The 26,313-nt window shown below is 66.0% G+C and carries 18 protein-coding genes and 3 pseudogenes; 13 read left to right on the top strand and 8 right to left on the bottom strand.

The annotated features are described in order from the left end of the window. Positions 1-368: 368 nt before the first annotated feature. Positions 369-691: pseudogene (locus H5395_RS06880) on the bottom strand (integrase core domain-containing protein); the annotation flags it as partial. Positions 692-829: 138 nt separating this feature from the next. Here H5395_RS06880 and H5395_RS06875 point away from each other — a divergent pair. Further along, complete coding sequence (locus H5395_RS06875) at positions 830-1,069, top strand: hypothetical protein (RefSeq protein ID WP_370576402.1); 240 nt, start codon at positions 830-832, stop codon at positions 1,067-1,069. Between the two features lie 80 nt (positions 1,070-1,149). Here H5395_RS06875 and H5395_RS06870 read toward each other — a convergent pair. Next, positions 1,150-2,009, bottom strand: a pseudogene (locus H5395_RS06870) (transposase); the annotation flags it as partial. 190 nt (positions 2,010-2,199) lie between these two features. After that, positions 2,200-2,640, bottom strand: coding sequence for a hypothetical protein (locus H5395_RS06860; RefSeq protein ID WP_182791832.1), 441 nt, complete (start codon positions 2,638-2,640; stop codon positions 2,200-2,202). A 104-nt stretch (positions 2,641-2,744) separates the two neighbouring features. On the opposite strand from H5395_RS06860, the gene H5395_RS06855 reads away from it, so the two are divergent. Next, complete coding sequence (locus H5395_RS06855) at positions 2,745-3,095, top strand: transposase (RefSeq protein WP_182791831.1); 351 nt, start codon at positions 2,745-2,747, stop codon at positions 3,093-3,095. A gap of 144 nt (positions 3,096-3,239) precedes the next feature. Here the strand turns inward: H5395_RS06855 and H5395_RS06850 are convergent. Then, a pseudogene (locus H5395_RS06850) lies at positions 3,240-3,347 on the bottom strand (IS5/IS1182 family transposase); the annotation flags it as partial. 246 nt (positions 3,348-3,593) lie between these two features. On the opposite strand from H5395_RS06850, the gene H5395_RS06845 reads away from it, so the two are divergent. The 5 genes from H5395_RS06845 (at position 3,594) to H5395_RS06825 (ending at position 12,567) form a co-directional block, all read left to right on the top strand. Then, positions 3,594-7,916, top strand: a complete 4,323-nt coding sequence (locus H5395_RS06845) for a hypothetical protein (RefSeq protein ID WP_182791830.1) — start codon at positions 3,594-3,596, stop codon at positions 7,914-7,916. Positions 7,917-7,952: 36 nt separating this feature from the next. Further along, positions 7,953-8,417, top strand: coding sequence for a hypothetical protein (locus H5395_RS06840; RefSeq protein ID WP_182791829.1), 465 nt, complete (start codon positions 7,953-7,955; stop codon positions 8,415-8,417). Position 8,418: 1 nt separating this feature from the next. Beyond that, entirely contained in the window at positions 8,419-10,242 is a 1,824-nt protein-coding gene (glmS, locus tag H5395_RS06835) for a glutamine--fructose-6-phosphate transaminase (isomerizing) (RefSeq protein ID WP_182791828.1), read from the top strand. 14 nt (positions 10,243-10,256) lie between these two features. After that, complete coding sequence (galE, locus tag H5395_RS06830) at positions 10,257-11,357, top strand: UDP-glucose 4-epimerase GalE (protein WP_182791827.1); 1,101 nt, start codon at positions 10,257-10,259, stop codon at positions 11,355-11,357. Between the two features lie 220 nt (positions 11,358-11,577). Further along, a complete protein-coding gene (locus H5395_RS06825; RefSeq protein ID WP_182791826.1) occupies positions 11,578-12,567 on the top strand; it encodes an endo alpha-1,4 polygalactosaminidase in 990 nt (329 codons plus the stop codon). On the opposite strand, the gene H5395_RS06820 is transcribed toward H5395_RS06825, so the two are convergent. Both H5395_RS06820 and H5395_RS06815 read right to left on the bottom strand, forming a co-directional pair. Next, entirely contained in the window at positions 12,530-13,852 is a 1,323-nt protein-coding gene (locus tag H5395_RS06820) for a hypothetical protein (RefSeq protein WP_182791825.1), read from the bottom strand. The genes H5395_RS06825 and H5395_RS06820 overlap by 38 nt on opposite strands. A gap of 1 nt (position 13,853) precedes the next feature. After that, positions 13,854-15,842, bottom strand: coding sequence for a hypothetical protein (locus H5395_RS06815; protein WP_182791824.1), 1,989 nt, complete (start codon positions 15,840-15,842; stop codon positions 13,854-13,856). Positions 15,843-16,332: 490 nt separating this feature from the next. On the opposite strand from H5395_RS06815, the gene H5395_RS06810 reads away from it, so the two are divergent. The 6 genes from H5395_RS06810 (at position 16,333) to H5395_RS06785 (ending at position 23,712) form a co-directional block, all read left to right on the top strand. After that, positions 16,333-17,865 (top strand): polysaccharide biosynthesis/export family protein, encoded by a 1,533-nt coding sequence (locus H5395_RS06810; protein WP_182791823.1) that lies wholly within the window; start codon positions 16,333-16,335, stop codon positions 17,863-17,865. After that, positions 17,862-18,854: a hypothetical protein gene (locus tag H5395_RS06805; protein ID WP_182791822.1), complete on the top strand. Its 993-nt coding sequence runs from the start codon at positions 17,862-17,864 to the stop codon at positions 18,852-18,854. The genes H5395_RS06810 and H5395_RS06805 overlap by 4 nt, the downstream gene beginning before the upstream one ends. Beyond that, complete coding sequence (locus H5395_RS06800) at positions 18,847-19,719, top strand: hypothetical protein (protein ID WP_182791821.1); 873 nt, start codon at positions 18,847-18,849, stop codon at positions 19,717-19,719. Before H5395_RS06805 ends, H5395_RS06800 begins: the two co-directional genes overlap by 8 nt. Next, positions 19,716-21,227, top strand: a complete 1,512-nt coding sequence (pelF, locus tag H5395_RS06795; protein WP_182791820.1) for a GT4 family glycosyltransferase PelF — start codon at positions 19,716-19,718, stop codon at positions 21,225-21,227. The genes H5395_RS06800 and pelF overlap by 4 nt, the downstream gene beginning before the upstream one ends. Then, positions 21,227-22,651, top strand: coding sequence for an exopolysaccharide Pel transporter PelG (gene pelG / locus H5395_RS06790; RefSeq protein ID WP_182791819.1), 1,425 nt, complete (start codon positions 21,227-21,229; stop codon positions 22,649-22,651). The genes pelF and pelG overlap by 1 nt, the downstream gene beginning before the upstream one ends. 281 nt (positions 22,652-22,932) lie before the next feature. Beyond that, entirely contained in the window at positions 22,933-23,712 is a 780-nt protein-coding gene (locus H5395_RS06785) for a response regulator transcription factor (protein ID WP_182791818.1), read from the top strand. Between the two features lie 102 nt (positions 23,713-23,814). On the opposite strand, the gene mltG is transcribed toward H5395_RS06785, so the two are convergent. Beyond that, positions 23,815-24,990: an endolytic transglycosylase MltG gene (gene mltG / locus H5395_RS06780; RefSeq protein ID WP_182791817.1), complete on the bottom strand. Its 1,176-nt coding sequence runs from the start codon at positions 24,988-24,990 to the stop codon at positions 23,815-23,817. Further along, positions 24,990-26,252, bottom strand: a complete 1,263-nt coding sequence (fabF, locus tag H5395_RS06775) for a beta-ketoacyl-ACP synthase II (RefSeq protein WP_182791816.1) — start codon at positions 26,250-26,252, stop codon at positions 24,990-24,992. Before fabF ends, mltG begins: the two co-directional genes overlap by 1 nt. Positions 26,253-26,313: the final 61 nt, after the last annotated feature.

Genomic DNA, 26,313 nt, shown 5'->3' with positions numbered 1-26,313 from the left:
GGTCATGCGGCCTTACCCTTTTTCATGCCGCCTGAGGTGCTGCGAAGCTGCTTGAGCGACGGCGGTATGGCTGTCATGCGGGCTGTCCTGGATGGCCTGGGTGGCTGTGCCGCCGTCGCCCCTGATCGACCGCGGATCACACGATGCCCTTGAGGGCTTTGCAAGGCGATGCCGGCGTGACGGAGCGTGCGGGACAGCGGCCGAAGAGAGGCAGGAGCATGCGAATTTGTATCGGGATCGAGGCGGCCAAGGTGATCCCCTGGGCCACGGGTATCGATGAGAGTGGCCGGATCGTTCCCGACTGCCCGGTCGAGCGCGATCCCAGATCCAACGACGGCCCCGTGGCCTGCCCCCTGTTGGTCCCTTTGTCATAACGAGCGTCTGCGGGCTTGAGATTGGTGGTCTGCGGGTTGCTTCCGGGCAGGCGCGCCGGGCGCGGCGCCATCAGGCAGTGCAGGCGTCCGGCGCGCTTCGCGCGGCGTGAGATTGCCCAGGGACGAGTGCGGCCGGACGGCATTGCAGTCTTGGCGCCGGAAGGCGGGCTTGCGCCGGGCGTTGTCCAGGCTGTCGAAGATCTCCTTGTTCAGCAGTTCGTCGCGGAGGCTGCGGCTTGCCGGGATCGAGGCAGTGCCAGGCAACGTCGTTCTGCCCGGCCCGTTTCCAGGATGGCCCGGCTTGTGAACCCGGTCCCGCAGCATGTCGGGAAGGACGCGCTGGAGAAGGCTGTGGCCGCACGCGAAGCCAGCCATTCGCGCGCGCCCGGCGGCCAGAGCCGGGGCTCAGGTCTCCATGGTGGTTGTGCGAACCACACCCCGGAGGAGACCCGGCCATGACCAGGGCCCATGATACGACGGCTGCCCGCGTTCTGGCCGGCATCGACATCTCGAAGCACCGCCATGAGGTGCTGATCGCCGCGCCCGGCAAGACGCGTCGGCGACGGATGACGGTGATGAATGCCGCGGCCGATCACCAGCGCCTGATCGAGGCTCTGCGAAGCTTCGGCCTGCCCGTCACGATCGGGTCCGAGGGTCAAGGCACCGGCTTGACGGCAATTATCACCGCGCGCTGATGTCTGCCCTCAGGGTATCCGGTCGCTCGGATGCCCCGTGATCTGACGCCTCAAGCGGCAAGTCCTTCCCGACACAGGACGTTGTCGCTGACAAGGCCGGCAGGCTTTGCGCAGATCCGCACCAGCGCGTCCAGTTCGCGCGCCACCCTTGCCGCCCGGGATGCTGGTGTCGGCGATCAGGCACAGGTTCTCCCGGCAGCAGTCATCGATCACCGCCAGGATGCGGAACCTGCGGGCGGCGCCGAACCTGTCGGCCACGAAGTCGAGCGACCAACGCTGGTCGGGCGCGGGCGCCACCGGCATCGGCGTGCGGGTGCCCCGGGCGCGCTTGCGGCCACGCCGCCGCGTCGCCAGGCCTTCCTCACGATAAAGCCGATACGGCTTCTTGGGGTTCATCAGCATGCCCCTGCGCGCCAGCAGCAGACCGATCCGCCGAGAGCCGAACCTGCGGCGCAGTGCGGCGATCTCATGCAGGGCCGTGCGGATCTTGGGGTTGTCAGGCGGACGTTCGCGCCGCACCGTCCTGTGGCGCGGCACCGACCAGAACGCAGGCCCGGCGCTGCGAGATGTCGTGATCCCGCAGGCCCCGCAGCACCGCGTCCCGACGCGCGTTCGGTGTCGTCAGCCCTCAGCCATGGTCCTCGGACCAGTGGCGTCCCATGGCTTCGATCCCGGCAGATCTTTCAGCACAATGTTGTCGAGCAGCGCGTCCGCCAGCCGTCGCTTCCGTCGGCCGTTCTCCTCCTCGAGCGCTTTCAGCCTCCGGGCATCAGAAACGTCCATGCCGCCATGCCTGGCCTTCAGTTCGTGAGACACCGGGCCGGACTCAGCCCAAGGCGCCGACAACCCCCCGCTGTCGCCAGTCCGTCAACGCAGTGCGTTGACCCTGCTCCCCGATCATGCCGATGACCTGCGCCCCGGTGAAGAAGCTTTTCCTCATCGCGTCCGATCCGTCAGCGTGAAGCAAAATCCACATCAAATCAAGAAACGTTCCAAGGGGCAGGTCACTTCATCGGCGAACTGCGGGCGCTTGGTGGCAAATCAGGCGTTTTCGTTGAAGATGACCTCGCCCCGCGCTGCCTGCTGAAGATCGACATCCCCGAAGGGCTAGGGCTCGGGCGGCAGCCCCATCAGGTAATCGCCGGTGATAGCGGTGTTCTGAAGGTCATTGCGCCTGGGTCGCCAACGATCGGCAGTTGGGCTGCAATATTGCGCCAGAACGGCGCAAGTACGCTGCCGTCCCATTGACCGAGTGATCGGCTCGCCTGACTCCAGACCGAGGGTGCATCCGTGGGTGACGCCAAACTCGGCAGTTCGTCGGGTGGGGGCGCCGCCAGCGCTTGACCGCCTCCTGCGCGGGCGGCCGCGTCAGCGAGCAGATCGGCAAGAAGGTCGCCGCTGCCGTCGGACTGGCCCGCGCTATGGCCCGCAAGAGCCGGTGATCGATCGCCATGGCCATAGCTTGATCCGCGACCGGTTTGCAGTGCGACGGCCGCCTCGCGCACCGCCGTGTCCCGGGCGAAGCGGGACAGGATCGCGACCGCATTCTGAGAGAAGGCGGCACGTTGCATCGCATCGACGCGCGGGATCGAGGGCCTGGCGGATCGCGCTCTTGAGGCTGCCGGTGCTCAACGCCTCGCCGTGCCTGGTGAGGCTGTGACGGCCGAGCTGATCCGTGGAAATAGCCTCCCAAGCTTTGGAGACGCGCGAAAAGCTGGCTCGCCTTGAGCGTGACCTCGAGACATTGATGGCAGACCACCCTGACAACGCCCTCATCCACTCGCTGCCGGGGATGGGGGCGATCCTGACGGAAGAGTTCATCGCCTGCACTGGTGATATCCGCCGCTTCGCCTCGGCCGACGCGCTGGCCTGCGCGGCGGCGCTGGTGCCGGTCCAACGCCAGTCCGGCAAGCGTGCTGGCTGGCGCCGTGCCTATGGTGGCGACAAGGCCCTCAAGCGAATCCTCTATCAGGGCGCTTTCTGCGCTGTCGCCACCGGCCACCCGCTTTCCAAGGGCTGTCTATGATCGCAAACGTCGCGACGGGAAACATCATACCAAGCCGTCATCGCCCTCGCCCGGTGGCCCGTGACGGTCCTTTGGACCATGCTCAACCGCCGCCAGGCCTTCGATCCGAGCAGAAGCGCAGCTTGACTTGTCCATTAAGAGCATCTAACAAAACCTTCTGATCTGGTTGAGGCAGATGAGGGCGCAGCCGAGGATTACGAAGGCCTCGTGAATGTCGGCGCGTCGCTCATAGCGGATAGTCAGACGGCGGAAGCAGATACTATCCATCTGACGTATTGGACCGGCCATCATTCTTCCGCAGTCGCCAGAAATGCAGTTTTACCAAGCATTGCACCACGCGCCAACCTTTACAACTTTTGATATTGCCCTTTCGATAGTTCCCTCTCCTGATCGGCAATCTCTTCTTCGCGGATTGCCTCGACCCTTCTGCTCGCAGAAAAACAGGACATGGCGCCGATTTTCAGGTCGCGTTGCCTTTCCTTCTGAAGGGAAAATCCTATGCCTGCAGTCGACGGTTCGCTCAACGAATGGTCGCGCGCATTCCGCCTTGATGCGCCTGCGACCGGGGCCGCAGGCTTTGGCCTCTGGGGCTTTGCGGATTCAGCCTTCTTTTATTTCGGGATCGGCGCTGACTCGGTTCCGATCGGCGAAAGCACTACCCTGTGGCTTGATGCCGATCTCGACCGCTCGACGGGGCACCAGATCTGGGGCTGGGCCGGGGGCGCCGAGTATCACATCGAGGTGGCCGCCGACGGCAGCGCGAGACTTTACACCGGCGGTCCCAGCCAGACGCTGGTTGCCGGGATCGAGACCGCGCGCAGCGGCGACGGCCGGATACTCGAGATGCGTGTAGACCGCAGCCTTCTCGGCGGCGCTTCCGAGCGGGTCCGGGTCTTTGCCGACGTGAACGACACGGCCTTCCTTCCCAACAGCTATGCGAATGTCGATCTCGTCATCGGCGGACCCATGCTCGACATGGATGCGGGCACCCGCCTGGATGCGCCCGGCAAGGGCGCCGCGGGCTATGCCTTCTACGGCGACCTGGTCGCGGGCACCTATGTCTTTGCGATCACCTCGGACGGCACGGCGATCGGCGCGGGGACGACCATCTGGATCGACGCCGACCTCGACCGGACGACGGGCCACCAGATCTGGGGCTGGGCCGGAGGCGCGGAATACAACATCAACATCGGGGCGGATGGGGTTGCGCGGCTTTATACCGGCAACGCGGGAGAGACCCATATCGCCGACCTGATCTATCGGCTGAGTTCCGACAGGACGGTTCTCGAACTCGCGGCGCCGCGCGATCTTCTTGCGGGCGATCCTTCCCGCATCCGCGTCTTTGCCGACGTCAACGACAACGTGTTCCTGCCCAACGACTATGCCAATGCCGACATCTTCGTGGGCGAGCCGGTCCCTGTTTCCGTGGGTGGCAAGACCCTTGACGGGCTGCTCACGGACTGGCTTGCGGGCACCCGGCTTGACACCGCAGCCACAGGTGCGCCGGGCCATGCCTTCTACGGCGATCTTCAGCAGGGCGCCTATACCTTCGCCATTGCGACGGGCGGCACCAGCATCGGCGCCAACACGACGATCTGGCTCGACACGGATCTTTCCGGCAGCACGGGCTATCAGGTCTGGGGCTGGGCGGTCGGTGCGGAATACAACGTCAACATCGGATCGGACGGCGTCGCACGCCTTTACAGCGGCGCCGCCGGAGGAACCTTTGTCGCCAACATCGACCATGTCCTGAGCAGCAACGGCACGGTTCTGGAACTCGCCATCGACCAGGCGCTGCTGGGCAACGCCTCGTCCGTACGGGTCTTTGCAGACGTCAACGACAACGTCTTCATCCCCAACGCCTATGCGACTGCCAACTTTGTCGTCGGCACCCCGCCCGTCCAGATCGGCGCGATCACGCTTGACGGCAACCTTTCCGACTGGGCGCCCGACAGCCTGCTTCACGAGGGCGGGGGCTACCAGCTTCGCGGCGACGTCGTCCAGGACGCGCAGGGGGCAGGGCATTTCGTTCTTGCCATCGCCTCGAACGGGACGGCGATCGGCCAGAACACCACCATCTGGATCGACAGCGACCGCGACAGCAGCACGGGCTATCAGATCTGGGGCCAGACCGGCGGGGCGGAATACAACATCAACATCAGCGCGGACGGCAAGGCGCGGCTTTACAACGGCGCCGCGGGGGGCACCTTCGTCGCCGAGCTTGAAGGGGCCTTCAGCGCGGACCGCTCGCGCTTCGAGGTTGCCCTGCCGCAGTCGATCCTGACCGGAAGCCCTTCGGCGATCCGTGTCCTTGCGGACGTGAACGACAGCGTCTTCCTGCCCGGCAACTATTTCGGCGCGAACCTGGTCGTGGGCACGCCCCCGCCGCCGCCCGATCCCGTCAACGCGCCCGAGGCGCGTGTCGCGATCGTCTATTCCGCCACCACGGCCGCCAATTTCTATGACGTGACGGCTTACGGGCAGCTGTTCATGGCCGCCCAGAACCAGGCGATGCAGGCCGGCATCCCCTTCGACCTGCTGAACGAGGCCGACCTTCTCGACCCCGCGAACCTCGCGGGTTACGACGCCATCATCTTCCCCGGCTTCTCGCATGCGCAGTCAGGCCAGGTCGCGGCCATCACCGCCTCGCTGACGACGGCGGTGCAGCAGTACGGGGTCGGGCTGATTGCGGCCGGGAACTTCCTGACCAACGACCAGACCGGCGGGGCGATCGCGGGGAACGCCTATTCCCGGATGAGCGCGCTTCTGGGCGTCACGCTGGAAGGCTATGGCGAGACGAACGGCATCCGCCTGCAGGCGACCGATGCCGGAAATCCCATCCTCGACGGCTATGGCAGCGGCGAGGTCGTCGGGAATTACGGCAATGTCTCTTACCTGTATTTCAAGGACACGACCGGGACCGGGCAGGTTCTCTTCGACCAGGTCGTCGGCACCGGCGGCAGCACCGTCGCGCGCGATGCGGTGATTGCGACCCAGACGGGCGGACGCAACGTCCATTTCGCCACGGATGCGATCCTCGGGAACAACAACATCCTGGGCGAGGCCATCGACTGGATCGTGCAGAAGAACGCGCCCGACGTCTCGTTGCTGATGACGCGGGGCTCGTCGCTCTTTTACTCGCGCAACGACATGGACCAATCGCAGGAGGTCTGGGACGTCAGCGCCCAGGACCCGGGCATCTACGACCAGATGCTTCCGATCATCCAGAACTGGTACGACCGTTACGGCTTCGTCGGCTCGTATTACATCAACGTGGGCGCGAACCCGCCCGACCAGACCACCGACTGGGCCATCTCGAAGCCCTATTACCAGGCGATCCTTGCGCTCGAAAGCGAGATCGGATCGCATTCCTACACCCACCCGCATGACACCAATGCCCTGCTTGCGGATACGGCGCAGATCCTCGCGCTGATCAACCGTGTCGATCCGCGGAATGCGAATGCCGTCGATCCATGGACGCTGACCCAGGCGGAACAGGATCTGCTGTTCTCATCCTACCGTTTCCAGTTCGAAACCTCGAAGCTGATCATCGAGCAGAAACTCGGCATTGAAATCACCGGGGCCGCCGTGCCGGGAGCGCCGGAACGGATCGGCGCCACCCGCGAGATGATCAAGTTCTTCGATTATCTCAGCGGCGGCTATTCGGGGATCGGCGCGGGCTATCCCGGGGCCTTCGGCTACCTGACGCCGGGCGAGACCGAGCATGTCTACATCGCCCCCAACATGTCCTTCGATTTCTCGCTGATCGGCTGGTACGGCATGACGCCGCAGCAGGCCGAGGCGGCCTGGCTGGCCGAATACGACAAGCTGGTCGGCGGGGCCACGACCCCGATCCTGGCCTTCCCCTGGCACGATTACGGACCCACGAACTGGAACATCGGCGATCCCGCGCAGGTCTATTCCCTGCAGATGTTCGAGTCGCTGCTGGCCCGCGCCGCCGCGGGGGGCGCCGAGTTCGTCACCGGCCAGGATCTCGCTGACCGGATCGACAGCTTCGCGCATAGCCGCCTGACGACGAGCCGCGCGGGCGATGTCCTGACGGTCAAGGTCGAATCTACCGACGCGGGCAACTTCGCGCTGGATGTCGGGAAAGAGGGCAAGATCGCCTCGGTCGCGAACTGGTATGCCTGGGACGATGATTCCGTCTTCCTGCCGAAGCAGGGCGGCACCTTCCAGATCACCCTGGGACCGCAGGCGGCGGATGTCACCCATGTCGCGGCCCTGCCGATGCGGGGCGACCTGATCTCGGTTTCCGGCAACGGGACCGATCTGGACTTCACCTTCATCGGTCGGGGCAATGTCCTGGTCGAACTGGCGTCGCAGGGGGCAAGGCCCATCCATATCAAAGGCGCGGATGGTGCGAGCCTGCCCTCCGCGGGCGCCGTCTCGCTCGGCTTCGACGCTGTCGGCCAGCATAGCGCCTCGATCGATTTCCTTGCCGCGGGAAGCCGGCTGATCGGCGCGGCGGGCAAGGATGTCCTTCTGGGCGGCAGCGCGGCCGACATCCTGAACGGAGGCGCCGGCAACGACGTGCTTCATGGCGGCGCCGGCGCGGACCGCTTCGTCTTCACCGCCGGGTCCGCCTCGGATGTCATCCTCGACTTCCAGAGCGGCCTCGACAGGCTCGACCTGCAGGGCCTTGGCTTCGCAACCGCCTCGGTCGCCCATGCCGCCTTCCAGGCCGTCGCAGAAGGGCTTGCGCTGGCGGTCGGAAGCTCTGACCGCCTTTTGCTTGCCGGTCTCGATTTCAGCGAACTCTCAGTCTCCGACATTTCGGTAAGCCCCTTCGCGATTGCCTGACCGCAGTGCAGTCGCAGGATTGAAAGGAAAACCCATATGCCCGACAGATTTTCTGGAACCGACGGCATCAGGGACGCGCGAATATTTGGCCCATCCCGCCCGGGATCATGTTGCACCCTGACGAGACAGCCGGCCGCCACCGCGCTGTCAGCCATCCGCAAGGCCGAGCGATCCGCCTCCGAGATCCTGAACCGCTTCGAGCCCCTGCCGCAGGCGAAGCGCAACGTGTCCGTCAAGCGGGGCCGGGCGCCCATGGAAAGGCCCGCGACCCTCCGCGTCATCCGGCAGATGACTACCCGTCCGGGCAGAAGCGGTCGTCTTGTCGTGCGGCCCTCGGACACCGAGCCGCTGGTCCGCGTCATGGCCGAGGGCGAGGACATGATCCACCGGGCCGTCGACGAGGTCAGCGACGTCATGCGCCGCGATGCCATGCCCGGCGCCGAAAGCACCGCCGCCGACCGGCTGCCGATCCTGATGCCGATTTCCCGAGGAGACCTTTGAGATGTGTGGAATTGTAGGGGTCCTGGCCAATCGGCCCGCAGCCCCGATCCTGATGGATTCGCTGAGCCGCCTTGAATATCGCGGCTATGATTCCGCCGGCATCGCCTCGGTCGAGGCGGGCCTTCTGAACCGGCGCCGGGCCGAGGGGAAGCTGAGCGCCCTCGCCCGCCTGCTGGAGGAAAGCCCGCTGGGGGGCAGCACCGGCATCGGTCATACCCGCTGGGCGACCCACGGCCGGCCCAGCGAGGCCAATGCCCATCCCCATCGCTCGGGCCCGGTCGCCGTCGTCCATAACGGCATCATCGAGAACTACGTTGAACTGAAGGCCGAGCTTGCCGCCCAAGGCTACGGCTTTGAATCCCAGACGGATACAGAGGTCATCGCCGTGCTCTGCGCCTCAATGATCGCGCGGGGCCTGGGCTACGAAGATGCCGCCGCGGCCACCGTGTCGCGCCTGCGGGGCGCCTACGCGCTGTGCTTCCTGTTCGAGGGCAAGGACGATCTTCTGGTCTGCGCCCGCCGCGGCTCTCCGCTGGTGATCGGCTTCGGCGAGGGCGAGAGCTTCGTCGGATCGGACGCCATCGCGCTTGCCCCCATGACCAACCGCATCGCCTATCTCGAGGAAGGCGACTGGGCCATCGTCACCCGCGGCGCGGTCCGCATCCATGATGCCGCCGGGATGCCGGTCGAGCGCAAGGTCCATGTCGTCGCCCTTGACACCATCATCGCCGACAAGGGCCAGCATCGCCATTTCATGGCCAAGGAGATCCACGAGCAGCCCTCGGTCATCGCCCGGGCACTGGGCACCTGGATTTCCCCCGGCCGGGACCGGGTGGAATGCGCGGCCGAGGCGATCGACTGGGCCGTGGTCCCGCGCCTGACCATCGTCGCCTGCGGCACCGCCTATTACGCGGCCCATCTCGGCAAGGTCTGGATGGAGAAGATCGCCCGCATCCCCGTCGAGATCGAGATCGCCTCCGAGTTCCGCTATCGCGAGCCGCCGCTTTCCAAGGGGGGCATCACCATGGTCGTCAGCCAGTCCGGCGAGACCGCGGACACGCTCGCGGCGCTGCGCTATGCCAAGGCCGCGGGCCAGACCACGCTCGGGCTTGTCAACGTCACCACCTCGACCATCGCGCGCGAGGCGGACATCGTGCTGCCGATCCATGCCGGGCCCGAGATCGGCGTCGCCTCGACCAAGGCCTTTACCGCCATGGCTTTCTGCCTTGTCGCCTTGGTCGCGATGATCGCCCGCAAGCGCGGCACCATGGATGCCGAGGCCGAGCGCGCCCATGTCGAGACGCTTTCGACCGTGCCGCGCATCATGGGGGAATGCATCGCCCTGGAACCCGAGTTCGAGGCCCTGGCAGCCGAATTGTCGCAGGCGAGCGATGCGCTCTTCCTGGGGCGGGGGCTGATGTATCCGCTGGCGCTGGAAGGGGCCCTGAAGCTCAAGGAAATCACCTACATGCATGTCGAGGGCTATGCGGCCGGAGAGATCAAGCATGGCCCCATCGCGCTGGTCGACGAGACGACCCCCATCATCGCGCTCGCGCCGCATGACGGGCTGTTCGAGAAGCTGTCGTCGAATCTGCGCGAGGTGATCGCCCGCAAGGGGCGCGTGGCGGTCCTGGGCGACGAGGCCGCCTGCGCCGACCTGCAGGGAGAGGCCTGGCGCGTGGTGACGATGCCCAGCGTCGATCCCCTGATCGCGCCCTTCGTCTATGCGGTCGCGGTGCAGTTCATCGCCTATCACACCGCGCTCGCCAAGGGCACGGACGTAGATCAGCCCCGCAATCTCGCGAAAGCCGTAACGGTCGAATAGAAGCGGACATCATCATGAAGAAATGCATTCTTGCGACTGGCGGCGCCGGATATATCGGCTCTCATGTCGTGGTTGAACTGCTTGAGGCAGGGCACCGCGTCGTCATTCTGGACAATTTCGAGAACTCGGACCGGGGCACCGTCGAGCGCATCTCACGGATCGTTAGGGGCGAGGTCGAACTGGTCGAGGGCGATGTCCGCGACCCGGACCTGGTCGTGGAGGTTCTGCGTCTGCATCGCGTCGATGCGGTGATCCACCTGGCCGGCAAGAAGGCCGTGGGCGAATCCGTGGCCGATCCCCTTCTTTATTTCCATGACAACCTGCTCGGCGCAGTCTCGTTGCTGCAGGCGAGGTGTGCGGCCGGTGTGCAGAAGCTCGTCTTCTCGTCTTCCGCAACCGTCTACGGCTTTCCCAAGACGCTGCCGATCCCCGAAACCGCGCCGACGGGCGTCACCAACCCTTACGGCCGCACCAAACTGATGATCGAGGAGATCATTGACGACCTGACCGTCGCCGAGCCCGATTTCCAGGCGATCTCGCTGCGCTACTTCAATCCCGTCGGCGCCCATCCCAGCGGACTGATCGGAGAAAACCCGCGCGGCACGCCCAACAACCTTTTCCCCTATGTGGCGCAGACGGCGGCGGGTCTTCGCAAGGCGGTGCAGGTCTTCGGGTCCGACTACGACACGATCGACGGCACGGGGACAAGAGACTACATCCACGTCCTCGATCTGGCCCGCGGGCATGTCGCGGCGATCAACCATCTCTTCGGAAACTCGAAGGAACGGCATCTGCGGATCAATCTCGGGACCGGCACGGGCTACAGCGTCCTGCAGATCCTCGACGCCTTCTCGGACGCCTGCGGCCATCGCATTCCCCGCGAGATCGTAGCACGTCGCCCCGGCGACGCGGCCGCCTCGCTCGCGGACCCCACGCTCGCCCACCGTCTGCTTGGCTGGCACGCGACCCACGACCTCAGGGCGATGTGCGCGGATCACTGGGCCTTCCAGAAAGGGCTGGCGGCTGCCGAAGGCGAGAACCCGGTCGCCGCCCATGCGCCGCAGCGCCATCTCGAAAGGTCGGCCGGAAGATTCGGCCCGAGATTGCGGCATTGAACATAAATAGTTCTTGAGAAGCCGTTTTCATCCAAGCTAGCTTGCTTCTCTGCCCTGCGCCGGGGATTGGCGCGTCCTTGTCACAGTATCGCAATTGCACATCATCTCCGCCCTCCGCTCCACCATCCTTTCCGGCCTTCTGGGTCTTGTCGCCCTGCCCCATGCCATCTGGGCGCAAGGCGCCTCCCTGTCGACAGAACCGCCGGTTCAGGATTGCACCATGGCCTCGCCGCGTTCCCGCGCCGTTTCTCTCACCTCTGCGCTTCGGCAGGGTTTCGGCGTGCAATATTGGGGCGACACCTATTCGGCCGAAAAGCTGGCGGCGCAGCCCCACGGGCTTCTCATCATCGAGATCACGAAGATCGGGGCGCCCTACAGCGACACCGGCCGTGAACTGCCCTTCACCCCCGAGGAAATCGCCACGATCCGCCGGGACGGGGAACGCCCCGTCCTAGGATACCTGAACGTCAGCGAGATCGAGACCTACCGGGACTACTGGATCGACCTTGCGGTTCCGGCCGAGGGTGGCGACCCGCAGCCGCTTCCCCCCTGGCACGGCCCGCACACCGCCCATGGCGACCATCTCGCGGCCTACTGGACGCAGGAGTGGAAGGACATCCTTCTGGCAAGGGTCGACCGGCTGATGGGAACGGGGGCCGACGGTCTCTTTCTCGATGACGTGCTGCATTACTACAGCCACGCCATGGACGAGACGCTGCGCTGGCCGGACGGCGAACAGCCTGCAAGGCCCTCCGACGCGCAAGGCTTCGCCATGGGGATGATGCATCTGGTCGAAGCCCTGGCGGCACGCGCCCGCCAGTGGGACTGCGACGCCCTGGTCATCGTCAACAACGGCGTCTTCATCGGACGCGATGCCGCGGGCGCCAGCGCGGCGCCGGAAAGCAAGGCGGCCTTCGCCGGCTACCTGGACGCGATCGACGCGATCATGGTCGAGAACCTCTCCGCCTCCGATACCCATCCCCATACGCTGGAGGCGCTGAAGGAGGACTTTCAGGCCAAGGGCGCCGCCGTGCTGGCCCTCGACATCGCGACGCAGTTCCCCGGTGTCGAACCCGAGCAGCTTCGCAAGACGGTGGCGGAGGAAGCTGCCCGGACCGGCATTTTCCCCTATGTCGCCCTGGACAGCGCCTACAGCCAGCTCACCCCGCCGATCACCCTTTCGTCACAAGCTCTGGCCGCGCTGGAATGACGCTGTCGCGCAGTCGGCGCTGCAGGTCCGCGTTCGAGGCCCCGCCCGCCAGCAGGGCGCGGTGAAACAGGCTGCCGCGCAGCCCGTCCGAGATGAACATCCAGATGGACTGGTCCCATTCCGAAAGCGGCGCCTGCGCCGCCTTCAGCAGAAAATCATAGGAGGCCCGGCGATCCCCGGTCCAGCCGGTCCAGGCTGCCGCGACAAGCGGCGCGGCCTCCTGGACCTCGGGCGACAGAAGGCGCCGATAGGGGACCAGGGCCCCGGCCCCGCGATAGCGCAGGAATTGCGTCAGGGCGCGGCCGATCACCGCCGGCTCGGCCAGCGCCGCCTGGTGCGATGCCAGAACCGACCTCAGGGCGCGCAGGTCCCCGCTCGTCTCGGCCATGAACAGCAGGGTGTCCCACTCGGGGGAACTCAGAACCGTCCGGCCCGCCAGCCACTCTGATTGCAGGATGCGGGCAACGCCCCCATGCCCGCTTTTCGCGAAGACCGGCAGGACCAGGTGACTGTCCTGCGGTGCCGCGGCAAAGCCGTTGCGGGCGACGATGATCGCCGGATCCAGCGCGCCCCTGCCGATGAGGGACCTGACCGAGACTTCCAGCACTGCGCCCGCATCCGGGTCGGATTCCAGCCATGCCGACGCATGCTGCACCGCCGCAGCCATCTGCCCCGTCTCGGCCAGATGCTCCAGCAGGCGCTTCTTGAATGTCAGCCCTTCCTCGCCGCTCTTTCCGGCCAGCTCGACAAGAAGCTGCTCATAGACGCCGCGGTCCCCGGCCATCAGCAGCTTGCTCAGGCGCCGCGCCTCCCAGGCCGTCAGTCTGGAGGGCTCGACCGACTGAAGAACCCCGCGTTCCGCATCCGCCATCCGCAGGGACCTGTACCACAACCCAAGCCGCTCGCGCCGCTCGGGGGTGGGGAACAGGTCATAGGCCTGCTGAAGATAGGCGGCGGCAAGGCCGAGATCCCCGGCCACGATCTCGATCCCGGCGAGCGCCTCGAGCACCTCCTCGGACGGCCGCGCACCCGACAGGACGCGCAGGAACGACCGCCGCGCGGACGGAAGATCCCCGTCTGCCAGCGACAACCGACCGTAAAGCAATTCCAGGTTGTCATGAAAGGCGAACTTCCCTTCTGCCTCCCGCAGCCGGAACAGGGCATCTTCCGGTTCAAGCCGCGACAGTTCGGCCTCGAACCGGACGCCGGGGTCCGGCCTCAGCATGACAAGCGCAGCAATCGCGAAGCCGCACAATGTCAGGAATACCGCTGCATAGTTCCGCATCTCACGCCCTTTCCGCGCAAGCCGCCAGAATGGAGGCCCGCCCCTGCCCCGAAGCGCCGACCGGCACATAAACGGACATCCTGCCTTCGGCGTCGGGGATGACCGTTTCCTCCGGGCCCGGTGTGTCGCCGGTCACTGTCACCCGGTAGGCACCTCCGGGCTCGCCCACCAGGTCGAGTTCGCCCCCGATGATCCCCGACACCTGGACATGCAGGGCGCAGCCCTCGCGCTGCCAGAGGTCGATCACGACCCGGCTGGACTGAAGACCCGGCGCCGCTGTCCCGCGGGCGATGCCGGTCGGATCGCCGCCCCCGGCCAGGACGACCAGCGGCGCTTCCGTGTTCGGGTCCAGGGCCACGTAAAGACTGTCGCCCTTGCGCCGCGCCCCCATCACCCCGCTGCTTCGATCTAGGTCCAGCACCCGCTCGGGCACCCGGTCGAAGCGGACGGTCTGAAGGCTTCCCCGGTCCAGTATCCGCCATGCGTCCTGTCCTTCCGGAAGAACCCGCATCGACTGGAACCCCCGGACCATTCTTGCATAGCGGGCGGCGTGCACCGGGATGACGTCACCCATCCTCGCGTCCTCGAAATACCGCTCGACCGCGCGGCGCGTTTCGAAGAACATCGCCGAGCGCGCGGCAAAGGCCAGTTCGAAGGGCTTCAGCCGGCGCGGGTTTTCCGTCCGCTGCAGGGTTTCGCCGAAAGCATGGAAACCGTGGATCGGCGTGGTCCAGAAGCCGGTATATGCCGCATCGCCGCTCAGCGCATCATAGACCTGCAGGTGCTCTCCGACCGGGGCGGAAAAGGGCCAGAGGCCGGTAAGGGACAGGTTTCCCGCGTAATAGGTTCCGCCGCCGCCACCGATGCTCTCGACCCCGGCGTCCTCCACGGCCACGAGCGCGGCCTCGAAGGGGCGCGCGTCCCCGCTCCATACGAAAGCGCCCGCGGGGCCTTCCCTTCCGGCGAGATCCTGGACCTCCTCCAGGGCGCTCCCGACTTCCGTGTCCAGGTTGAACGGCTCGGAGGCGTATTTCCGCGGCGCGTTCGGTGCCTTCGAGAAGGTCGAGGCACCGGGATTGGCGAAGGCATCACCAAGCGTCTGCACAGCCGAGACCACCAGGGCGTTCTGCTGGTCCGGGTCCTCCGCCTGCTGCAGGATCTCCGCCTCGCGGCTCTGGTCGTAGCTCACGAAGAAATCCCAGTCCGTGACGTAGCTGTACCCTTGGGTTCCGCTTTCCACATTGGGACGGGACAAGGCACGCACCGCCGCCTGCCGCCCCCGCAGGGCCGCCTTTCCGCCCAGGCTTTCCTCGAGGTCGCCGGTCAGCGCCGCCACGGTGATCGGCAGATCCGCGAAGGGCTCGATCAGCTTCTCGACAAGAACCTCCGAGGCAAGCTGCTCGGGCTCGCCGAAGTCCCTTGCGGGCATCACGTCAAGCCAGCCTTCCTCGGTGATCGTCGAAAAGAAGATCCTTTTTCCCCCAAGCGTCGTCGGGTCGGGTATCGGCCACGGCGCTGTCCCGAGCACATGATCGAAGAAGGCGAAGGGATCGACGATCCAGAAGGTCCCGCCCCGCCCGTCCCCGTCGACCACGGCGCTTCCATGCAGATAGCCTCCGGCCGGGCCAAGGGACCCCAGGTCGACTTCCACGCCCTCATTCGCTATTCTCAGCAGCGATTGACCTTCGGGGCTCACATGAATGCCCGCGTAATCCCCGGGCTTGAGCAGGAAATCCACCTCGAAACCCAGCATCCCGTTCATTTCGACGACCGTTGCAGCGGCGCCTATCGCTTGGGTTGATCCGTCCTCCTCGATTCCCATGGCTTTCCTGACAAGAATGGCCGTTTCCGGCCTTGTGCCCTCATCAAGCCCGATCTCGCCGAATGCGACGATCTTCGGCGCCTCGCCACAGAAATCGTTTCCTGCCTTGAACCACTCCCATACAGCGCCTGTCCCTGCGGGAGTCTCGTCGAACCAGGACAGCACCATCCTGACAGAGCCGGCCTCTATCTCGGGTGCGAGGCCCGTCGAGACGTCATGATAGACAACCCGCTGCCCGAGGTGATTCAGGACGATCTCGGCGAACCTGTGAATCCGGGTATCACGCGGCGTCCGCTCGCGCGCACCGTCATAGAGTGCAAGCGTTGTTCTGGGAATGGAATCGCAGGCCCATGTATCAAAGGAGGTAATCCATAAGGATAGCATCGCGACGAACCCAAGGCGGATCGCTGCGAGGAGCTTTCCACAAGCTGCGAAAATAGCGTCATAAATCAAGAAGAATGCCCGCCTCTGCGTCCCGCCTGCCCGCAAATACATCCTGAATCCGCCATACGCCATTTGGTGAAATCCGCTCTCCCGATTTTCTCTCCTGCACGCAGTATAATCCGTTGAGAGGATTCAGCACTTACCGTAACTTTGGATGGCATCAAAGGGATTTGGCGCGCCGATCGCTGCAGGAAGATTACACGGGAGATTTTTAATGCGGGGCGGATTTCGGGAATTTCTTCTCAGCGCGGCAGTTGTCGGGGCGGGTCTTGCCGGCCTCTGGGTCTGGCCCATCGTCACGGACGGGGGCGGCGCTGCAGTGGTCACGCGGATCGTGGAAATCTACCACAAGTCCAATGCCCGCCTCGGTCCGGCAATGGCGGTCCTGACGGGCCCGGCGCAGGATGCCCTGCCCCCCGTTCTTCAGCCTGCGGCGGATGAACCCCAGGCTCCTGCAGCTAGGATCGAGCCTGTGCGCCTTGCCGCGGCAGAGCCGGTCGTGTCGGCGCAATGCGCTGCCACGAGCCCCGACATCGACGCCGCCGTGATCGGGGACAGGCTGCAACTGCGCATCTTCGAGGCCTCGGTCCTCGCCGGAGTCGCGGGAACGCAAGGTGCTGAGGCATTGACAACCGACATCGTCTTCGAGCGGCTGGACCTTTCGGGCAGCTACGACGTCACCGGCACCGGCGCGATCTCGCTGCCCGCCATCGGCCGCGTCGATGTTCTCGGGCGCTCGCTTCCCTGCATCGAGGCAATCGTGGCAAAGCGGGTCTTCGAGCTGTTCCGCACGGCCAGCACGGTCAGCGCAGCCCATGCCGCCCGCCCTCCGATCCTGGTCCGGGGGGCGGTGCGTTCGCCCGGAGCGCATGCCCACAGCCCCGGCCTGACCGTGGAACGCGTGCTTGCCCAGGCCGGAGCGACCCAGGCACATGATCCCGCAAGCACCGTCCGCATGGTCGCGCTCGACTCGCGCCGCCGCGAGCTGGAAAGGGCCCGCGCTGGTCTGGAACTGGAACGGATGCGCCTTGAAGCCGCCATGGCCGGCAAGGAGCTTTTCCCCGAAAACGCGCTGACCGCGACGACGGTCCTGCTGGGCGCGGATCGCGTGGACAGCGAACGCGCCGCGCTTGCGGCCGAGACGATCACCCAGCTCATGCGCCAGGTGCACACCGCCGAGCATCTCCGGGACCTCGACGCCCGTATCGAAGCGGCGGAGCGCCAGTTCGAGATCGCGCAGACCCATTTCGACTATTTCGATCATCGCCGCCAGCAGCAGGCGGAGTTCCTCAAGAGCCGCACGATCACCGAGGCCCACCTGGACAGCACCACGATCAAGGCCATGCAGGCCGAGCAGGTCCTGCTGGAAAAGCAGGAAGCGCTTCTGCGGCTGCAGACCGAACGCCATCTTGCCGTGAACGGCGCGGCCCTTGCGGATGCCCAGCGCCAGAACGCGCTGGCGTCCGAGCTTCGCAACCTCACCGCGCGATCCGACGCGCTGGAAAGCGAATACCAGACGCTCGAGGCCGAGCTTGATGTCCTTCGCGACGGCGGCGCCCGGCTCGAGGTCACGATCGAACGGCAGGACGGCCCGGAAAGCACCCGGACCATCGCGGCCTCTCCTGCCACGCTTGTGCGGCCCGGCGATCTCGTCACCGTTTCACCGATGATGGAGGGGACGAAGAAATCGGCGCGGCTCGATGTCCGGAATCTTCCCCTTCCCGTGCGGAGCGCGCAGTCACAATGACCTCTCCATCAGAAGCGCCGGCCCGCGACGCCGGCTTCGAACCCGGCACCTCCCAGACCGAAAGCGCCGCCTTCCTGCGGGGCTTTCTCGGCAGCGCCGTCCTGCTGCTGATCATCAGGGCCGCAGAACCCCTGTTCTTCGGAGAGGACTACTTCTCGACCCTGACCTATCATCCGTTCTGGATCGTCGTGCTGCTTGCCGCCGTCCAGCACGGCCTGTTCGTGGGCGTAGCCACCGTGGGCCTTGCGACCCTCATGATGGGCTGGCCCCCCCGGTCGGTCGGCGTGGACATCACCGCCTATTACGCGGACATGGCGGCGACGCCCACGCAATGGCTGATCGTGGCGGTCATCATCGGCCTGTATCGCCAGGGGCAGATCCGCCGCGACCAGCGCGTGCGGCGTGGCAATGCGCGCCTGATCGAGATGAACGACGCGCTGGCTAAGGAAATCTACAGGCTCGATGCCGCACTTGCCCGGGCAGAGCTTGCCGCGGCGACACGGCCCGACGGCGCGGCCCCGGCCTCTCCGGGCCCGGCTCTTGATGCGCTCCTGCACCTGTCCGACCCTGCCGCGGACCGCAATGACGCCTTCATCGCCGCGGCCCGCGCCTGCAGCGATGCGGACATTGCTCTGCTCGAGCGTTCCGCCGCGGGGGACATCGTCCTGACAGCAGCCACCGTCCCGGGGTTGGAGGCGTCTGTGCCCGTCGCGGCCAGAGAGTTGGCCGCTGCGATCAGAGGGGCAGATCCCTCCCTTCCGGCGCAGGTCCTGACGCCTGATGATCGGCACGCTCTCGCCGTTCCGATCATCATGGCCGGTGCGAGCGAACCGGTCGGTGCGATCGTGGGTTTCGTCGATTCCCCGGATGAACTTTCCGCGCTGAACTCTACGCTCGTCCATCTGGCGCGTGCTGTCGAAGCGTCGCACGTCCCGGTCCCCTCGCCTCGTGCCACCGCCCCAGCCACGGCAGGCCGGTTGCATGCCTGATGCCCTGTCCGTCCCTGTTCCAGCCGCGCGGCCGCAGTTCGGCCTCGGCCTGTTTGCCGGCATCGCCTGCCTGATGGACATCGTGCTGCTGCAAGGATGGCTTCAGGGGCGCCATGCCATGCTGGAAGTGATCGCCCTTCACACCGGCCTCGCGATCGGCCTCGGGGCGCTTGCCATGCTGGCGAGGCGCCGCTTCTCGCAACCCATCCTCGTCCGGGTCATCCTTCTCATCCTCTTCGGTCCCCTGGGCGGGCCGGCCCTCATGATCGCCGCGCCCGCCGCGCCGGCTTCGCGCAGAAAAGAGGCCGGACCGGCCCCGGCGACCGCCTCTCGGACGGCAGGCCCGGTCAGCGCCGACGACATCTTCGACAGGATCGTGCAGGGCCGGCGGCACCCGCTTCCCCGATCGCCGCTGTGCAGCTTGCTGAAGACCTTTACGGCGGGCAGCTTCCCCCAGCAGCAGGAGGCCATCGCGGCGATGTCCCGCGCCTATCATCCCGACATGCGTCCTGCCCTGTCGGCCGCGCTTGCATCCGCGACCCCTGCGATCCGGGTCCAGGCGGCCGCGGTCTATGCGAAGCTGCGCCGCACCTACGAGACGCGCGCCAAGGAATTGCTCGGGTCAGGCCGGTCCGCCGATCCGCCATGCGGCCCCGGACTTGCCGCCGAGTGCCTGACCGTCGCGGAATCCGGCTTCGTCGACCCGGAAACCGTGCGCGCCCTCAAGGATGTCTCGGCGCGGCTCGCGGTTTCCTCCCGCAGCCTTGCCCTGCCTGCGGCGCAGGGACCCGAGGCCCCGGCGCCCTGGCCCGCCCTGCGGCCCTTGCCGCGCCTCAAGCGACATGCCTGCGGAGGGCTGGGATGACCGCGTCATCACCGATGGCCGACGTCTGCATTGTCGTCGAGGGCTGCTATCCCTTCATATCGGGCGGCGTCTCATCCTGGATCGACTGGCTGATCAGGAACCAGCCGGGCACCAGCTTTTCGGTAGTGGCCATCGTGGCCGATGAACGCCCGCGCGAGATCAGGTACGAGATGCCCGCGAACCTGCTGGATTTCCAGGTGCTGGCCCTTGCGCCGCGGGTGCGCAAACCGGGCCTGCGCCAGCCCGACATCGATCCTGAGCGCCTGGCCGGTCTCATGTTCCGCGTGCTCAGAGAGGGCGATCTCGCGGCATTCGACGGCCTGCTCTCGCTTGTCGCGGAACCCGTCTGCAGCCGTCCCTTTCCCCGGTTCGGTGCGCCGCAGCCGCCCCTTTACAGCGATCTGACCGCATCGCGTGTCGCCTGGCACGCGATCGTCACCTGCTACGAACGCATCGCGCCGCATTCCGCCTTCAGCGACTTCTTCTGGGCCTGGCGAAATCTCGCAGGCAGCCTTCTTGCCGTTTCCACCGCCAGAATACCGCCCGCGCGCACCTACCACGCCATCTCGACGGGTTATGCCGGGTTGTTCGCCGTGCGAGCCGCGCGGACAACGGGCCGCACCGCCGCGATCACCGAACATGGCATCTATACCAACGAACGCCGCATCGACCTCGTCATGGCCGACTGGATCACCGATACCATCGACAGCGGCCTGTCGGGCCGGGACGGGCGGACGGACGTCCGGCGCTTCTGGATCGACGCCTTCGAATCCTTTGCCCGGATCGCCTATGACGGCGCCCATCGGATCACCACGCTTTACGGGGCCAACCAGTCCTTCCAGCGCGCGCTGGGCGCCCGTGAAGACAAGCTTTCCGTCATCCCGAACGGCATCGAGCTGAAGAAGTTCGCCGCGATCGTCCCCCAGCGCTCGGGCCGCCGCCCCACGGTGGCCCTTATCGGCCGCGTCGTGCCGATCAAGGACATCGAGGCCTATGTCGCCTCTGCCGCCATCGTCCGCCGCGCCATTCCCGACGTCCAGATCCTGGTGATCGGCCCGACCGACGAAGACGAGGACTACCATGCCCTGTGCCGGCGGCGGGTTGCCGAACTGGGGCTGGAGGACACGGTGACATTCACGGGCAAGGTCAACATCATCGATTACCTTCCCCGCATCGACGTCCTTGTCCTGACCAGCATCAGCGAGGCGCAGCCTCTGGTGCTTCTCGAAGCGGGCGCGGCGGGCATCCCTTGCGTCACGACGGACGTGGGCTCCTGCCGCGAGATCATCGAAGGCGCCGCGGACGAGCACCCCAACCTCGGTCCGGGCGGCAGGGTTGCCCCCGCCATGGACGCGGATGCCATCGGCGCCGGGATCGTGGAACTGATGACGAACGAGGCCCTGCGCCTTGCCTGTGGCGAAAACCTCCGCCGCCGCGTCGAACTCTATTTCACGTCGGAAATCTCGGCCGCACGCTATGCGCGACTGTATCACGATCTGGTGGCCTGATGGGTCGGGACCTGCCCCGTCGCGCCGTGGTCCGCAGATGGCACGGTGAATTCCGGTGGTGGCTGTCGGACCCCCTGCTGAAGCCTGGCCAGCGTTTTGCCGCGGCCATCATCGTCGCAGCCGGGCCATGGCTCGTCTCGGTCTTCGCGCTGGCCATCATCTCGGTCACCATGACGCCCGCGATGGGCCTTGCCGCGGTCGAGGATTTCCGCCTGACCGTGGTCTACGCCTTCTGCATCGCCCCCCTTGCGACCGGTCCGATCGGCGCGATCGCGGCGCGGCGCGTGGTGGTCGAGGTCCAGGCCGGCAACCATGCCCGCGTGCCGGAACTGTTCATTGCCGCGGGCGCCTGTTCCGCGCTTGTCGCCCAGATCATCGCGGTCCTGGCCTGCCTGCTTCTGGGCGTCCGGCCCATCGGGGTCGCGACGGGACTGGTCTCGCTGACGGCCGCCGCCGCGCTGCTCTGGACCAGCTTCGCCATCCTTTCAGCGGTCAGCGCCTATGGTTTCCTGATCGCGGCCCTCACGGGGGGGATGGTCTTCTCGGTGCTCTGCACGCTGGTGGCTGCCAGCATCACGCCGACGACCGAGATGCTCATCTGGTGCTTCATCGCGGGGGTGCTGTTCTGCGTGACCCTGTGCCTGCGGCATGTCCAGCTGCATTTCCCCAGCCGCTACGACGCGTTCCTGCCGACGGCACACGGCCTGCTTGCAGATCTGCGCGACAATGCCGTGCTGTGCGCCGGCGTCCTGTTTGCCATCTGCGGCGTCTGGATCGACAAATGGACCTTCTGGTTCGGCCCGCACAGCGTCCGTTCAGAGGCCGGGCTGCTTCATTACAGCCTTTACGACAGCGTCATGTTTCTTGCCCACCTGTCGGTGATCCCCAGTTACGCCGCGCTTCTGGTCTTCCATCACGGAGACCTGGTTGCGGCCACCGAACGCTTCAAGGCCGCACTTGCGGCCCGCGCGACCCATGGCGTGATACGCGCGCGCATCGACGATCTCGAGCGCACCGTCTGGAGCGGGATGTTCACCATCGCCTTCGTTCAGGGGGCGATCACTGCCGGCCTTATTCTCATGGCGCCGCTGATGGCCCGGTTCCTCGACTTCAGCTTCAACCAGTTCCTCATGCTGCGGATCGCTCTTATCGGCGTATGCCTGCATGGCGTCATGTTCCTGTGCTGCGCGATGCTGCTGGTTGCCAACCGCGCCCGCCATTTCATGCTGATCCAGGCGGGCTTCCTGGTACTCAACCTTGCGATGAGCCTTCTGTTCTATGCTTTCGTCGGCATATCCGCCTATGCCTTCTTCATCAGCTCGCTTCTGGGCGCCCTGGCGGCCTTTTACTGCGCCTACCGGGCCATCCACGATTATGATTATCTCACCTTGCTCGGCGAGAATGACTCGCTTTACACACAGTGATTCGTCGGCCGCTTCGTTTTCTCGTGCAAAAGTTGCATCGGCCCACATAATTATCTGAATAGTTGTGTGAAATCTTGAAATAACTGCTACGTGATGCTTGCATTTGCAGAGATCTCCCTATCCTCATAAATAAAAGCATTAACTTTCAGTAGCTTGCTTTCTGCTGCGGAGATGAGGCAGGACAATCAGGATTTGCCTGTTTAATTTGTGGGACAGGGTTGCACCAACGTAGGGGCAACTCTCCGTCTGGTTACCGGACCTCAAGAAAGGAGGCAAAAAGGATGAATCCTTGCGCAATCTTCATTCTTGACACGAACGAACTTCGTGCCGCAGGATATGCCACTCTTCTCATGCCGCTCGCCTCTCGTTCGGACGCCGAACTGCACGTCGCGCTGCGGCTTGCCGATTTCCAGGATCTTTCGAACTGCGAATGCCTTGCCTGCCTCTACTGTGTCGGCGGCCGTTCGTTGAAGGATGAAGAGGTGGCCGGCACGATCTCCGGCTTGCACGAAATTTTCGCCCATCTTCCCGTGATCGTCCTTTCGGATCTGTCCGGGCCCGAGGAAATCGCTGCTGCCATGCAGGCGGGATTGCGCGGCTTCCTTCCCACGACGATGCCGACCCATGTGGCGATCGCGGCCATCCAGTTCATCCTGGCCGGTGGGACCTATGTGCCCCACGCGACCGAAGCGTCGCCGCGCCCCGTAGCTGCTGCGCCGACGGCGACCCGCGTTTCCCATGCCGGGTTCCCGCGGCTGGTGCGCTCTCCTGCACAGCCATGGGCCACCGTGCCCGAACCGCAAGCCGCACGAAGCGAAAAGCAGGCACCCGAGGAAACCGCTTCGACCGCTCCGCTGCGACAGCGCCATGTCGAGGTCCTCACTTCCCTGAGCAAAGGGCATCCCAACAAGGTCATTGCCCGACAGCTCAACCTCACCGAAGCCACCGTCAAGCTGTACGTCCGGCAACTGATGAAGATCTTCCATGCGGAAAATCGCACCCAGCTAGCGCTTCATGCATCCAACCATCCGCAGGTCAGGAAACTTGCCGCGTCAGGTTGAAGCAGCGAATCGCGCAGAACTTGCCGGAGGATGGTGTCACTGACAGCACACCCGAAGGCACGAGAGCTAGCCGCCGCTGCGCCGACCACTCCAAGCCCCACTTCACTCCGTTTGAACCAGAGTCTCCGCCTCTCCCCGCGCGCGCTCGATCTCGCGCCAGCGGGCGACGTTGGCGTTGTGCTCCTCCAGCGTCCGGGCAAAGGCATGGCCGCCGGTGCCGTCGGCCACGAAGAACAGGTAGTCGCTGTCGGCCGGGTTCAGCGCGGCCTCGATCGCGGCGCGGCCGGGGTTGGCGATGGGCGTCGGCGGCAGGCCGTCCACCTGATAGGTGTTGTAGGGCGTCCGCCGGTCCAGTTCCGACCGCCGCAATCCCCGGTCCAGAACTTCGCGCCCGTTCGTCACGCCGTAGATCACCGTCGGGTCGGTCTGCAGCCGCATCCCTTCGCGCAGGCGGTTGACGAAGACCGCCGCCACCGTCGGCCGCTCGGCGGCGATGCCGGTTTCCTTTTCCACGATCGAGGCCATGGTCAGCGCCTCCTCGGGCGAGCCATAGGGCAGGCCGAAGGGCCGGCTTTCCCATGCGGCGGTCAGGGCCGCATCCTGCGCCACCCGCATCCGGTCGATCAGTTCGCGCCGGCTGCCGCCCCGCGTGACCTCGTAGGTGTCGGGCGCCAGCGTCCCCTCGGGCGGCAGCGGCCCAACCGGGCCTTCCAGGAACGGCGCCTGCCGGATGCCCTCGACCACCTGCCAGGCGGTCGTGCCCTCGGCCACGGCCACCCGCAGCCGCGCGCCCGGACGGTCCACCGCCTGCACGATGGCCTCGGGCGGCTCGCCCGCCAAGGGGTCGTGGCGGACGCGGTCCTCGTAGCGGCCGTTTTCCGGATTCAGGTCGCGCAGAACCAGCGCGTTGTCGCGCACGCCGACGCGGAAGATCACCTCGGTCCCGCAGGTGGACGGCCCGCCCGCCGTGATCGTGTCCACCACCTCGGCCATGCTGGCATGCGGCGGGACGAGGTAACTGCCGAACTTCAACTGCCCGGCCTTGCCCGCGTAATCCGCCCCGGTTCGCAGGATATAGGGAGAGGTGATGACGCCCTGCGCTTCAAGCTGCTTGCTGACCTCGTTCAGCCGCGCGCCCTGCGGGATTTCCACGCATTGCGCGGCGGCACTCGGCCCCGGCGCAACATACTGGTTCCGCCCCCATGCGACCGCGACCGCCACCCCGATCAGGATGACGACCAGCAGCGTCAGGAAGTTGGAGGCGATGGAGCGCCACATCAGTCGCGGACCCTGCCCACGACCAGCGTCGCATTGGTGCCGCCGAAGCCGAAGCTGTTGGACAGCGCCACGTCGACCCTGCGCCTCACGGCGGCGTTGGCGGCCAGGTCGATGGGGGTCTCGCGCGCCGGATTGTCCAGGTTCAGCGTCGGCGGCGCGATCTGGTCGCGGATCGAGAGGATGCAGAAGATCGCCTCGACCGCGCCCGCAGCCCCCAGCAGGTGCCCGATAGACGACTTGGTCGAGGACATGGTGACGTTCTTCGCGTGATCGCCCAGCAGGCGTTCCACCGCCCCAAGCTCGATCACGTCGGCCATGGTCGAGGTCCCATGCGCGTTGATGTAGTCGATGGAGGACGCCTTTAACCCCGCCCGCTTCAGCGCCGCCGCCATGGACCGGAAGCCGCCGTCGCCGTCCTCGCTGGGCGCGGTGATGTGATAAGCGTCGCCCGACAGGCCGTAGCCCAGCACCTCGGCATAGACCTTAGCGCCGCGCGCCTTGGCGTGTTCATATTCCTCCAGCACGACGACGCCCGCGCCCTCGCCCATGACGAAGCCGTCGCGGTCGTTGTCCCACGGGCGGCTGGCCGCCTTCGGATCGTTGTCGCGCTTGGTCGACAGCGCCTTGCAGGCGTTGAACCCCGCGATGCCGATTTCAGATATGGGCGATTCGGCCCCGCCCGCCACCATCACGTCGGCGTCGCCCACCGCGATCAGCCGCGCCGCGTCGCCGATGGCGTGCGCCCCGGTGGAACAGGCCGTCACCACCGCATGGTTCGGCCCCTTGAAGCCGAAGCGGATCGACACCTGCCCGCTGACAAGGTTGATGAGCGAGCCGGGGATGAAGAAGGGCGATACCCGCTTCGGCCCGCGTTCCTTGATGAGAACCGCCGTCTCGGCGATGGTCGAAAGCCCGCCGATGCCCGAGCCGATCATCACGCCGGTGCGCTCGCGCTCGTCCTCGGTCGCGGGCTCCCAGCCGGAATCCTTCACCGCCTGCTGGGCGGCGGCCATCCCGTAAAGGATGAAGTCATCGACCTTGCGCCGGTCCTTGGGGTCCATCCAGTCATCGGGGTTGAAGCTGCCGTCGCGGCCATCCCCGAAGGGGATCTCGCAGGCATATTTCGTCACCACGTCCGAGGCGTCGAAGCGCGTGATCGCCCCCGCCCCCGACTGCCCTGCCAGCAGCCGCGACCAGGTTTCCTCGAACCCGCACGCCAGCGGCGTGACCATCCCCAGCCCGGTGACGACGACCCTTCGCATCGATCTTCCTTCCCATCGCTTGAACTTCGGCTGAATACACGCGGGCCGTGCGCCGCGCAAC

It is taken from the genome of Paracoccus sp. MC1854, from assembly GCF_014164635.1.
In the GTDB taxonomy this organism is placed as follows: Bacteria; Pseudomonadota; Alphaproteobacteria; order Rhodobacterales; family Rhodobacteraceae; genus Paracoccus.
The sequence above is the reverse complement of the archived record's forward strand: the minus strand, read 5'-3'. Positions and strand labels throughout refer to the sequence as shown.